The organism is Streptomyces sp. NPDC055239, from assembly GCF_053606205.1.
Genome location: NZ_JBSGRD010000001.1, coordinates 473,743 through 486,073, shown reverse-complemented (window position 1 = coordinate 486,073; position 12,331 = coordinate 473,743). Strand labels below are relative to the sequence as shown.

8 protein-coding genes are annotated in these 12,331 nt (G+C 71.2%); 4 read left to right on the top strand and 4 right to left on the bottom strand.

The window, feature by feature from the left end:
• Window positions 1-60 precede the first annotated feature (60 nt).
• The 3 genes from ACWFRJ_RS02055 (at window position 61) to ACWFRJ_RS02045 (ending at window position 2,800) form a co-directional block, all read left to right on the top strand.
• Window positions 61-726: a TetR/AcrR family transcriptional regulator gene (locus tag ACWFRJ_RS02055; protein ID WP_453524171.1), complete on the top strand. Its 666-nt coding sequence runs from the start codon at window positions 61-63 to the stop codon at window positions 724-726.
• A 308-nt stretch (window positions 727-1,034) separates the two neighbouring features.
• Window positions 1,035-2,351, top strand: coding sequence for a hypothetical protein (locus ACWFRJ_RS02050; protein ID WP_453524168.1), 1,317 nt, complete (start codon window positions 1,035-1,037; stop codon window positions 2,349-2,351).
• Between the two features lie 2 nt (window positions 2,352-2,353).
• A complete protein-coding gene (locus tag ACWFRJ_RS02045; protein ID WP_453524165.1) occupies window positions 2,354-2,800 on the top strand; it encodes a hypothetical protein in 447 nt (148 codons plus the stop codon).
• A 79-nt stretch (window positions 2,801-2,879) separates the two neighbouring features.
• On the opposite strand, the gene ccrA is transcribed toward ACWFRJ_RS02045, so the two are convergent.
• Window positions 2,880-4,157, bottom strand: a complete 1,278-nt coding sequence (gene ccrA / locus ACWFRJ_RS02040) for a crotonyl-CoA carboxylase/reductase (RefSeq protein ID WP_453524162.1) — start codon at window positions 4,155-4,157, stop codon at window positions 2,880-2,882.
• 261 nt (window positions 4,158-4,418) lie between these two features.
• On the opposite strand from ccrA, the gene ACWFRJ_RS02035 reads away from it, so the two are divergent.
• On the top strand, window positions 4,419-5,405 hold the full coding sequence (locus tag ACWFRJ_RS02035; RefSeq protein ID WP_453524159.1) for an acyl-CoA desaturase: 987 nt from the start codon (window positions 4,419-4,421) through the stop codon (window positions 5,403-5,405).
• On the opposite strand, the gene ACWFRJ_RS02030 is transcribed toward ACWFRJ_RS02035, so the two are convergent.
• Genes ACWFRJ_RS02030 through ACWFRJ_RS02020 form a run of 3 tightly spaced genes read right to left on the bottom strand, consistent with a single transcriptional unit; the run spans window position 5,347 to window position 12,310 of the window.
• Window positions 5,347-6,369: an alpha/beta hydrolase gene (locus ACWFRJ_RS02030; RefSeq protein ID WP_453524156.1), complete on the bottom strand. Its 1,023-nt coding sequence runs from the start codon at window positions 6,367-6,369 to the stop codon at window positions 5,347-5,349. The genes ACWFRJ_RS02035 and ACWFRJ_RS02030 overlap by 59 nt on opposite strands.
• Before the next feature lie 44 nt (window positions 6,370-6,413).
• Window positions 6,414-10,520 (bottom strand): acyltransferase domain-containing protein, encoded by a 4,107-nt coding sequence (locus ACWFRJ_RS02025; protein WP_453524154.1) that lies wholly within the window; start codon window positions 10,518-10,520, stop codon window positions 6,414-6,416.
• A complete protein-coding gene (locus ACWFRJ_RS02020) occupies window positions 10,517-12,310 on the bottom strand; it encodes a fatty acyl-AMP ligase (RefSeq protein WP_453524151.1) in 1,794 nt (597 codons plus the stop codon). The genes ACWFRJ_RS02025 and ACWFRJ_RS02020 overlap by 4 nt, the downstream gene beginning before the upstream one ends.
• Window positions 12,311-12,331 lie beyond the last annotated feature (21 nt).

Sequence of the window (12,331 nt, the reverse complement as noted above, 5' to 3'; positions counted from 1 at the left end):
AGTTGTACCACCTATCCGGACCGCGGTCCACTTACCCGCTCACGGCGTTACGCTGGTCCCATGACCAGCTCCCTTCCCCCGCCCCTCCCCCCGCCCGACCCACCGGGTGGGGCGGCTGAGCTCGTCATCACCCCGGTCGGCGGACCGCCGTCGCTCAGGGCCGACGCGGCACGCAACCGCATGCGTCTGCTGGAGGCCGCCTCACAGCTGATGACCGGGTGCGGGGCCGCGCAGCTGACCATGGACGCGGTGGCCGCGGCGGCCGGAGTCGGCAAGGGAACCGTCTTCCGGCGCTTCGGTGACCGCACCGGGCTCCTCGTCGCCCTGCTCGACCACCACGAGCAGCAGCTCCAGGCCGCCTTCCTCTCGGGCCCCGCCCCGCTGGGCCCCGACGCCCCGCCCCTGGAGCGCCTGCACGCGTTCGGTCCCGCCCTCATCCGCCACGAACGCGACCACCACGAGCTGATCCTGTCCTCACGGACCGATCCACTGCGCACCTACGAGGTCCCCGCGAACCGGCTGCGCTTCACGCACGTCGCGATGCTGCTGCGCCAGGCGCGCGTCGCGGGCGACACGGAGCTCCTCGCACACACCCTGCTCGGCTCCATCGACAGCGCGCTGGTCCATCACCTGATCGTCGAGCGCCGCCTGCCGCTCGACCGGGTGGAGGCCGGGTGGCACGACCTCGTCACCCGCCTGGTGACGCGACCGCACCCAGCTGCCTGATTCCGCCGCCCGGCGAGAGAAACTCTCCGTCGTCCGGGCCGCGCGGAAGTAACGGTACGGCGCCCACCAGGTCTCGGCTGCGGGGAGCCACTCCCGCACCGGACGTGGCCGCGCGCTCCGATGATGAGCCGTCAGATCTTACGCTCCGTCATTCCCCCGGCGGGACAGCGCCTCCGCTTCCGCGTGTCACGACCCGGGCGAATACCCAGTTCGGGTCAAAATACCTAAAAACATATATTCATCTGATTCGTTCATCTTCCTGCGGTCTACACATGGTTGCGAACAGGAAGCGAACGAACGGAGTGGGTATGCGCTCAGTCGGCCGAAGGCACGCGCTGGGTCTCGGACTTGCGGTGACAGCGGGCGCGGGTCTTGCCGGGTGCGGCGCGAAGGAGTGGGGATCCGAGGATTCCGCTTCCCCGTCGCCGTCGGGACGGGGACAGGGACATGGGCACGGTCACGAGGGAGAGGACGGCCAGCACGGCGCGCAGCGGAAGCAGCATCCGGCGAGGCCGATCGGCGACGGTTCGACGACGTACACGGGGAAGCAGCCGAAGCAGCCCGACGCCCCCGTCCCCTTGGAGCCGGGCGAGAAGCCCCCGCAGTTCGTCGTCTTCTCCTGGGACGGTGCGGGCGAGGTCGGCAACGGCCTCTTCCCGCGCTTCCTGAAGCTGGCCGAGGAACACGACGCGCGCATGACGTTCTTCCTCTCGGGGCTCTATCTCCTTCCCGAATCCAAGAAACGTCTCTACAAGCCGCCGAACAACGCGGTCGGCGCCTCCGACATCGGTTATCTCACCGACGGCCACATCAAGGAGACACTGAAGTACGTCCGGCAGGCCTGGCTCGAAGGCCATGAGATCGGCACGCACTTCAACGGCCACTTCTGCACGGGAACGGGCAGCGTCGCCAACTGGACGCCCGCGCAATGGCACAGCGAAATCGACCAGGCCGCCGCCTTCGTGAAGGAATGGCGCACGAACACCGGCTGGACCGATCTGCCGTCGCTGCCTTTCGACTACGACAAGGAACTCGTCGGCGGCCGCACCCCCTGCCTCCTCGGCCAGAACAATCTGCTGCCCGTCGCCCGCGAACGCGGCTGGCGTTACGACTCCTCGTCGCCCGGCGGATCACAGCGGTGGCCGGAGAAGCGCCTCGGCGTATGGGACCTGCCGCTCCAGCAGATCCCTTTCCCCGGGCACCGTTTCGAGGTCCTGTCCATGGATTACAACGTCCTGGCCAACCAGTCGAAGAATTCGACGCGGGCACCCTCGTACAACTATCCCGGCTGGCGCACCCAGGCGACGCACTCGTATCTCGCCGGTTTCCGGCGCGCGTACGAGACGAACCGTGCCCCCTATTTCATCGGCAACCACTTCGAGGAGTGGAACGGCGGCATCTACATGGACGCCGTCGAGGAAGCCTTCAGGGGAATGGCCGGGAAGAAGGACGTACGCCTCGTCTCCTTCCGGCAGTTCGTCGACTGGCTCGACGTCCAGGACCCAGCCGTCCTCGCCAAGCTGCGCGGGCTCGAAGTGGGAGAGCGTCCCGCAGGCGGCTGGCACAGCTTTCTCGGTAAGTCGACCAAACGAGAAATCAACAGAGAGATGGGGACAAGAAGTTGACCGTGAATCGGTTGAAGCTGAAGTACGCGCCGGTGAAGTACACATCGGTGAAGTACGTGACGGTGGCGGGAATCGCGGCCTTCGCCGTTCTGGCGGGCCCCGCGGCGGCCGGTGCCGGCGCCGTGAGCCCGCATGCCTCGCACGCGCCCGGGGCCGCCGCGACCACGGCCCCGCGCCCCACGCTGACGGCGAAGTCCACCGTGGGCAGCGTGCACGCGTGGCACGACTTCCACATCTACGGCGTCAGCCACCACATGCGGGCGGGCACGCGCGTCACGCTGCAGCAGAAGCAGGGCAAGCGGTGGGTGTCGCTGCCCGCGTCGGTGTACACCGCGCGCTCCGGGGCGTACAACATGCGGGTCAAGCTCGGTTGGAAGGGACGCAACTCCCTGCGCATCGTCGGCGGCGGCGCCGTCTCGCCCGTCATCTATGTGACGGTGCTGCGCTGAGCCGACAGGCCTTCCCGGTTGCCTGAACCCAACCCGGGCATGAGCTCACGAGCCCGTGCCCGGGAGGCGGTCGGGGGTATCAGCCGACGACGTCCCGCTTGCCGAGACCGGTCCGGGGCGCGAGCCCGAGCACGCCGACCTTCCCGGTGTGGCGGTTGGTCTGGACGAGGCGGGCGGCTTCGGCCGTGTCCTGGAGGTCGTACGTCACCGAGAGCGCGGGCCGGATGTGTCCGAGGTCCAGGAGCCGGGCCACCGCGGCCTGTTCCTGGAGGTTGGCTCCGTGGCTGCCGATGACGCGCTTGAGGCGCATCCAGAGGTAGCGGTTGTCGAACTCGTGGAGATAGCCGGTGCTCGATCCGCAGGTGACGACGGTGCCGCCCCGGCGCACCACGAAGACGGACACCCCGAAGGTCGCCCGGCCCACGTGCTCGAACACGATGTGCGGGTCCTCCCCCACCGCCGCGCGGATCCGCCTGCCGAGCTTCTTGCCGACCGCCGTCGGATCGGCCGGAGCGGTGCCGGTCAGGCCGATCTCGGCCCGGTTGATCACCGCGTGACAGCCGAAGGCGCGGGCCCGCTCGGCCTTCTCCTCGCTGCCGACCACGCCCACCGCGATGCCGCCGCCGTTACGCACGAGCTGCGCGGCGTACGCGCCGAGGCCGCCCGCCGCGCCCCAGATCAGCACGATGTCGCCCTGCGTCATCCGCGCGCCGCGGTCGCTGACCAGCATGCGGTAGGCGGTGCCCGCACACAGCGGATTGCCCGCTGCTTCCTCCCAGGTCAGCTGCCCCGACTTGGGCAGGAGCTGGTTGGCGCGGGCCACGCAGTAGTGGGCGAGCCCGCCGAAGTTGGTCTCGAAGCCCCAGGCCAGCTGGGAGTCGCCGAGCATGCCGTCGGCGTGGGTCGCCGGTTCCTCGTCGTCGACGTAGGCGGGGGTGACCACGACCTCGTCGCCGACGGCCCAGCGGCGCACCCCGGCCCCCGTACGGACGATGACGCCCGCCGCGTCCGAACCAACGACGTGATACGGCTGATCGTGTCGCTCGGCCCATCCGCCCTGCGCGCCGAAGTGCCGCAGAAAGGCGAACGTGGATATCGGCTCGAACATCGCCGACCACACGGTGTTGTAATTTATCCCGCTCGCCATGACGGCCACCAGGACTTCGTCCGGGGCGAGTTCCGGCATCGGAACCGATCCGACGTGGAGTGTCTTTCGGACGTCTTTGTCCGCCACCCCCGTGAAACTCTCCACGTCCTCCCTCCGTAGATGCGCGGCGGTGAATTCGGCGGGTAAGGGAAGACGGCGCAGCTCGTCCGCGCCGGCTCCCGCTACGACTGCCTCTGCGAGCACATCCATGACGTTCCTCCTTCGGCACAGCTGTCCAACGATGTGGGTTCGTACGGTGCGGATTTGTACGGTGCGGGTTTCGTACGGTGCGGGTTTCGTACGGTGCGAGTTCGAACAGTGCGGCGCAACACCCGCCTTTCACAAGTCGATCGGCTCCAATTCACCAGGATCGCTAACCGAGCCGTCGTACTGTCATCACTTTCCGAGTAGAGACCTCCCCATTTCCGTCGCTAATGTCCGGCTCACCCGCACTGAAAGGTGAGAACTCACATGGCAGAAGAGAGCGCGAACGCCGCTTGGGGCGAACGCATGGGCACAGCTGACCGGGTCGTGGTGGGGGTGTTCGTGGGCATTCCCTTCGTCGCGGTGATCGCGTCCGTCGTCGTGCTGTGGGGCTGGGGCGTCACCTGGCACGATCTGGTGATCGGCGCGGTGATGTACGCCATCGCCGTGCACGGCATCACCATCGGCTACCACCGCCTGTTCACGCACAAGGCGTTCAAGGCGACTCGTCCCCTTAAGGTCGCCCTCGCTGTGGCAGGGACGATGGCCGTCGAGGGCGACGCGATCACCTGGTGCGCCGATCACCGCCGCCACCACCAGTTCGCGGATCAGCCCGGCGACCCGCACTCCCCCTGGCGGTTCGGCACCTCCGTGGGCGCGCTGCTCAAGGGCATGGCGTGGGCGCACGTCGGCTGGACCTTCAACAACGACAGGACCAACCAGCAGAAGTACGTCCCCGACCTCCTCGCCGACCGCGATCTGGCAACGGTGGCCCGGTGGCAGCCACTGATCGTGCTGTTCTCGTTCGGTGCGCCCGCCGTGGCGGGCGGGCTCTGGGGCGACGGCGCCTGGGACTCCGGCGCCGCCTGGTCCGCCTTCTTCTGGGCCGGGCTCGTCCGCATCGGTCTGCTCCATCACGTCACCTGGTCGATCAACTCGATCTGCCACATCAGCGGCGACCGGCCCTTCCGGGTCCGTGACCGCTCGGGCAATGTGTGGTGGCTCGCCCCGCTGTCCGGCGGCGAGTCCTGGCACAACCTCCACCACGCAGAGCCGACGTCCGCCCGGCACGGAGTGCTGCGCGGCCAGCTCGACTCCAGCGCCCGGCTCATACGTCTCTTCGAGCTGGCCTCGTGGGCGAGTGCGGTGCGCTGGCCGGACGAACGGAGGCTGGCCCGCCTCTCCGCCGCCGACGTCAGGACCCCTCAGCGGGAAGGCCAAGGCCCGCCGCGAGGGTCGGCCAGGAAGCCTTGAACTCCTGCTGCCAGGAGGACCAGGCGTGCGAGCCGCCACGGTAGAAGTGGACCGTCGCCGGGACTCCGGCGCGCTCCAGCTTCCGGGTGAATTCGTGCGCCTGGCCCCACAGCGTGCCCTCCAGGATCGCGCCTTCGAGGTTGCCGAAGTCGCTGCTGGGGATGCCGCTGCCCTGGGAGACGTAGAGCCGGGTTCCTGCCAGGTGCTCGGCCAGGGCGGCCGGGTTGTGGCGGTTCCAGTTCTCGCGGTGCAGGAAGGGGCTGCCCCAGAGCGCGGAGGGGAGCTGGAGCTCCCGGGCGACGATGGCGTTCATCACCATCGGCATGCCGAGGGCGGTCGTGTCGACGACACCGCTGTACGAGGCCGCAGCGCCGAAGGTGCCGGGGTGCCGGGCGGCGAACGCCAGGGCTCCGTAGCCGCCGGTGGAGACCCCGGCGACGGCGCGGGTGCCGTTCGCGCGGTAGGTGTCGCGCAGGAGAGCCGTCAACTCCTCGACCTGGAAGTTCTCGTAGTCGGGGGCGCTGGAGCTGCCGTAGTTCCACCAGTCGGTGGGGATGCCGGTGGGGCCCGACGCCGGAAGGACGGTGATGACGTCCTTGTCGGCCAGGAAGTCCTCGACGTCCGTCTCGCGGGTCCATGAGGTGTAGTCGTCGTGGGCGCCTTGGAGGAGGTAGAGCACGGGCCATGTGCGGTCCGGCTGTTCCTTGAAGCGGGTCGGCAGGATGACGCGTACGGGGAGCTGTTTGCCCACGGCGGGTGAGTCGATGGTGAGGTCGACGGTGCGGGCGTCGAGCCACTTCTCACTGACGACGCGCGCGCCTTCGGCTGCTCGGGCTGCCACGGGCGACACGGTGGGCGCTCCCAGGGCGGTGGAGGTGCCCAGGGCCCCGCCGGTGGCGAGGAGGGCGGTGACCGCGGCGAGGGCGGCGAGCTTCTTGCGGGGTCTGCGGTGCTTCTGCGGCATGGGGGTGGGCCTCTTCTCGGCAGGGGTGCGGGCGTGAGTGCAGGTCAGGGCTGAGGCAGGTCGCGGGTCAGGAGTTCCGCGAGCGTGTCCACGACCGGGGGGTCGAGCAGGGAGAGGTGGTGGCCCGGCAGCGGGGTGACCGTGAGGTCGGTGCAGTGGGCGTCCCAGCCGAGGCTTTCGTCGTCCCGTTCGTAGCGGATGTCGCGCACGGTGTGCGGGGCCGGTTCGGTCGCCCGGTAGAGGAGGGTCCGGCCCGCGTAAGGGCCTGGCGTGTGGCGTTCGCCGCTGCGGAGGTCGAGAGCGGAGGTGCGCTGGTGGTCGAGGACGGCCTGGGGCAGGTCGACGGCCTGCTCGAGGAGTTTCATGACGAGGGCGATCTGCTCGGCGTCGTCAAGGCGTGCCAGTTCCTCGAAGGGCAGGGGGAGATGGGTGCGGTAGGTGCGGGCTATGTACGTGGCGAAATCGGCGTAGCGGCGGTGGGCTTCCTCCACGGGGGTCAGGCCCGGGGGCGCGGGCAGGGGCAGTACGGAGTCGAGGAGGACCAGGGCCCTGACGGTGCCGTGCGGCGCGAGGAGCCTCGCGGCCTCCTGGGCGAGAAGGCCTCCGTAGGACCAACCGCCCACGATCCACGGCCCGTTGGGAGAAACGTCACGGATGCGTTCCGCGAAGTGCTCTGCTCGGGTCTTGAGGTCCTCGGGAGTGGTCAGTCTGTCGAAGCCGTGGACGGGACGGGTCCCGGACAGACGCTCGGCGAGGCGTGCGTACACCTCGGATGTGCCGCCTGCGGCGTGGGCCAGGAAGAGGGGGGTGCCGTCGGCCCTGTCCGCGAGGACGCGCAGGGGGCCCTCCCTATGCGTCTCCCCTGCCGCCTCCCCTGCCGCCTCGCTTCCCGACCGTGGCAAGGCGGGCTCCACCTCGTGGCGCCGGGCGGGACGTGCGCCCGGCAGCAGCTCCGCGACCCCTCTCAACGTCGCCTGCCGCAGCAAGACCCCCGGCTCCACCTCCACCCCGAACTCCCGTTCCACCGCGGCCCGGACGCGTGCCGCCGTGAGCGAGTCGAGGCCCAGGTCGGTGAGGGGGGTGTCGGCGTCGATGCGGTCGGGGGTGTAGCCCATGACGTCGGCGACGCAGACGCGGAGGCGGTCGAGCGGACCTGTGACGCGGGCGGGAGCCGGCACGTGACGTGGCGGCTCCTGCGGGCCGGGCTCCTGCCCCGCCCAGAAGCGGCGATGACGCCAGCGCGGTGGGGGTACGTCGGCGATGCGCGCGCCCGGATGCAGGCTCCGGCGGGGTGCGGGAACGTCCACGCCCCTCACGAGCAGCGAAGCAAGGGACGTACGGAAGGTGAGCGCGTCGTCGGTGTCGCGGTGCAGGGTAGGAAGAATCAGCGAGCCGTCGGCGCCCGCGTCCCGCAGCGTCTCGGTCAGCGGGTGCAACTGCGTCGGGTGCGGGGCCACTTCGACGAACACCCGGTGACCGTCGTCGGCGGCGGCGCGCACCGCCTGGCTGAAGCGGACGGGGCGCCGCAGGTTGGCCACCCAGTAGTCGGCGTCGCAGGGCGCGGGGTCGCGCGGGTCTGCCAGGACGGTGGAGTAGCGGCGGAAGGCGGGTCGCGCGTGCCGCACGGTGCCGAGTTCTTGGGTGAACTCGTCGAGCAGCGGGTCGACGTGGGACGAGTGTCCGGCGCCTGTGACGCGCAGGGAGCGGGCGAAGCCGCCCTCCCTGGTGACGTGGTCGATGAGGCCGCGCACGTCGTCGGCCGATCCGGTGACCACACTCTGCGCCGGGGACGCGTGCACGGCGACCTGGAGCGTGCGGAAGTCGGCGGTCAGGGCCTCGATGTGCTCGCCGGGGCGGTCCACCACGGCCATGGCGCCGCCCGTGAGCCCGGCGAGGAGCCGCGACCGGATCGCGATGACGCGCGCGCCTGTCGCCACGTCGAGGGCGCCGCAGACGACTGCCGCGGCGATCTCCCCCATGGAGTGGCCGATCACGGCGGCGGGCTCAAAGCCGTACGACTTCCACAGTTCGGCGAGGGCGACCTGCATCCCGTAGAGGGCGGGCATGACGACGGCGGGCGAGGTCAGCTCGGCGGCGGGATCCATGCAGCCCCGCAGGGAAATGCCGGCCTGGTCGCGCAGGAGCGGCTCAAGGCGGTCGACGGCTGCGGCGAACTCCGTCTCGGCGGCGAGGAGTTCACTTCCCATCCCGGCCCATTGCGACCCGTACCCGGAGAACACCCACACCGCACCGGGACCGGCCCCGGACGACGACGCGGACGTCCCGACCACCACCCGCCCATCGGGCTCCCGCCCGGACAGGCGAGTCAGCGCCGTGGTCAGTTCCTCCCTGCCGCGCGCGACGACCGCCGCCCTGTGGCGGCCACGCCCGACGCGGCCCACCAGAGTGCGGGCGAGGTCCTCGGGGCGGACGGAGCGGCTTTCGGGCCCTTGCAGCCATGCGGCCAACTCGCCCGCGTACGTGCGTACGCGGTCCTCGGTGACGCCGTCGAGCAGGGCGACGGCGGGGCCGATGGCCCGCGGGCGTGCGCCGCGCGGCACGCCGTGTTCGGCGAGGACCACGTGAGCGTTCGTGCCGCCGAAGCCGAACGCCGAGACGCCCGCCCGTGCGGTGCCCGAGTAGCGGGGCCACGGCTCGGGGCCCGTGACGACGCGCAGGCCCAGGGTGTCGAGGTCGGCGTGCGCGCCGGGGGCGGTGAAGTGCAGATGGGGCGGGATCTCGTCGTGGTGCAGGGCGAGGACCGTCTTGATGAGCCCCGCGATGCCCGCCGCGGCCTCCAGATGGCCGATGTTCGTCTTCACCGAGCCGATGAGCAGCGGCTGGTCGGCGGCCCGTCCACGCCCCGCTCCGAGCGCGGCCGAGAGCGCGGACGCCTCGATGGGGTCGCCCAGAGCCGTGCCCGTGCCGTGTGCCTCGACGTAGTCCACGACCGTGGGCCCGGCGCCGTGGCTCTGCTCCAGGAGTGTGCGCTGGGCCTGTGCGCTGGGGGCCGTGAGTCCGTTGGAGCGGCCGTCGGAGTTGACGGCGGTGGACTCGATGACGGCGAGGACGCGGTCGCCGTCGCGCTCGGCGTCCGCGAGGCGCTTGAGGACGACGACTCCGCAGCCCTCGCCGCGCACCATGCCGTCGGCCGACGCGTCGAACGCCTTGCACCGGCCGTCGGCGGCCAGCGCCCCCGCACGCTGGAAGCCGAGTGTCACGGCGGGGGAAAGGAGCAGGTTGACCCCGGCGGCGAGCGCCAGGTCGCTCTCCCCCGCGCCGAGGCTGCGTACCGCGTGGTGCACGGCGACGAGCGAGGAGGAGCACGCCGTGTCGACGGCCATGCTCGGGCCGCGCAGGTCAAGGAGGTAGGAGAGACGGTTCGCGGCGATGCTCAGGGCCGCGCCGGGCGGGGTCCAGGCGCCGATCGACTCCGGGTCCGCGGTGGTGAGATGGGCGTATTCGTTGCCGCTGATGCCGACGAAGACGCCGGTGCGGGTGCCCGCGAGGGACGGCGCGGGCAGCGCCGCGTGGTCGACGGCCTCGCGGGCGACCTCCAGGAGCATGCGCTGCTGCGGGTCCATGGCGGTGGCCTCGTCCGCCCCGATGCCGAAGAACTCGGCGTCGAAGCCCGCCACGTCGTCGATGCCCCCGTCGCCGAGGAAGCCGCCGTGTCTGCTGATGTCGTCCGGCAGACTCGTCCCCTCCCGCACGAAAGGCACCCAGCGGTCGTCGCCGACGCTGCCCACGGCGTCACGTCCCTCGCTCAGGAGCCGCCAGAAGGCGGCGGGCGAGGTGACGTCGCCGGGCAGCCGGCAGCCGATGCCGATGACCGCGACGGGTGAATCGCCCGCCGTGACCGGCGCATCCGGCCGTGCGGGTGCACCACCGTGCTCCGGTTCGCCGCGCGCCACCCGCTCCGCGAGCGCGCCGATCGTCGACGCCTCCCAGAGCAGCGTCGCGGGCAGTCGCGTACCCGCGAGATCGCTGAGGCGCGCCGTCAGGACGACCGCGTCACGGGAGGTGAGGCCGAGCTCCGCGAGCGGGCGGTCGTCGGCGATCTCCTCCGCGGCCAGGCCGTACCAGGCACTCAAGCTCTCGATGACGACGGCCCGGATCGCCCGGATCTCCGTGTGGCCAGCCCCGCTCATCGCGCGCTCTCCACGCCGCTCCGGTCTCCCTCACCGAGGGAACCGAAGGCGCCGCGCAGGTAGTGCGCCCGGCCCGCCGCTCTGGCGACCTTGCCGCTGCTCGTCCTCGGCAGCGAGCCCGGCGGGATGAGGAGGAGTTCGGCGATACGCAGTCCGTGCCGGGCCGATACGGCGGCCGTGGCAGTGCGCAGCGCGGCGATTCGGTCCTGTTCCGTGGGCTCGGCGCCGCGCCGGTGCTCGGCGGCGACGACCAGGACGTCGGTCTCGGTACCCGTCCAGGGCACGCAGAACGCGGCGAGCCGGTCGCGGCGTACGAGGTCGACGGCCGACTGCACGGTCTCCTCGATGTCCTGGGGATAGTGGTTCCGGCCGTCCACGATGATCAGGTCCTTGAGCCGCCCGGTGACGTACAGCAGTCCGTCGTGGAGCGCGCCGAGATCCCCGGTGCGCAGCCAGCCCGCCTTGCCCTCGTCCTGCGCGCCACCGGCCGTGCGGACGCCGAACACCTCGTCGGAGAGCACGCCGCGCTTCCAGTAGGAGAGGCCGATGTTGGGTCCGCGCAGCAGGATCTCGCCGACCTCACCAGGCCCCACCGGGGCGCCGGTCGCCGGGTCGGCGATGCGCAGCTCCTGCCCCGCCGGGGTGCCGCAGGCGACCAGGTGCGTCGCTTCCGGAGCCGTCGGCTCCCTCGCTTCGAGCCGCCCTTCGGACAGGGCGAGCGGATTGCACGCCAGGACCGTGGGCGGCGCGGTGAACGTGTCGGTCGTCACGAACACGGTGGCCTCGGCCAGGCCGTACGCCGGGCAGTGCGCCTCGGGCGCGAGTCCCGCGTCGGCGAACGCGTCGCGGAAGCGGTCGACCGTGCCGGGGCGTACGGGTTCGCTGCCGTTGATGAGGACCTTGACGCGGTCGAGGCGCAGTTCGGCGGCCTCGTCCCTGTCGATCCTGCTCGCGCAGTAGTCGTAGGCGAAGTTGGGTGCCGCGCTGATCGTCCCGGGGTACGCGGCGAGCAGCCGCAGCCAGCGCACCGGGTGCTCCAGGAAGGCGACCGGGTCCATGAGGACCGAGGGGAAGCCGCCGACGACGGGTGCGGCCACGCTCAGGACGAGACCCATGTCGTGGAAGAGCGGCAGCCAGCCGACCGTCGTGTTGCTCGCCGCGTCGGCCGCGAAGGCGTCGATGGCCTGACGGGCGTTGGCCACCACGTTGGCGTGGCTGATCACGACGCCCGCCGGGCTGCGTGTGGACCCTGAGGTGTACTGGAGGTAGGCGATGTCGTCCGGTGCGAGCCGCTCCGGAAGGGCGACGGTGGCCCGCTCGCTCGGCCGGTCCACCAGGACCAGCGGCACCGGCGGCAGCCCCTGCTCCGTCATGAAGCGCGCGACCCCGGCGGCGGTGCCCGATTCGGCAAGGACGCACGCGGGCTCGCAGTCGGCGAGGACGGCCGCCAACCTGCCTTCATGGCCAGGCAGTTCGGGGCCGAAAAGCGGCACCGCGATCACCCCCGCGTAGAGACAGCCCAGGAATGCCGCCGTGTAGTCGAGTCCCTGCGGAAGCAGCAGGGCCGCTCGCTCGCCGGGACCCGCGCTCGCCGCGATCCGTCCGGCGAGCGCGCGGGCGCGGGTGTCCAGGCCCTGCCAGCCGAGGGTGTGGTGCAGGCCGGGCGACGAGGGTTCGGGGAACTCCACGTAGGTGAAGGCCCGTTGGTGCGGGCGGGCGGACGCCCAGTGCGCCAAGTGGTCGGTCAGTAGCGGGCCTTCGGGCGGCTGGAGGGTCTGGGTGCTGGACATGGCGGCTCCAACTGGACGGCG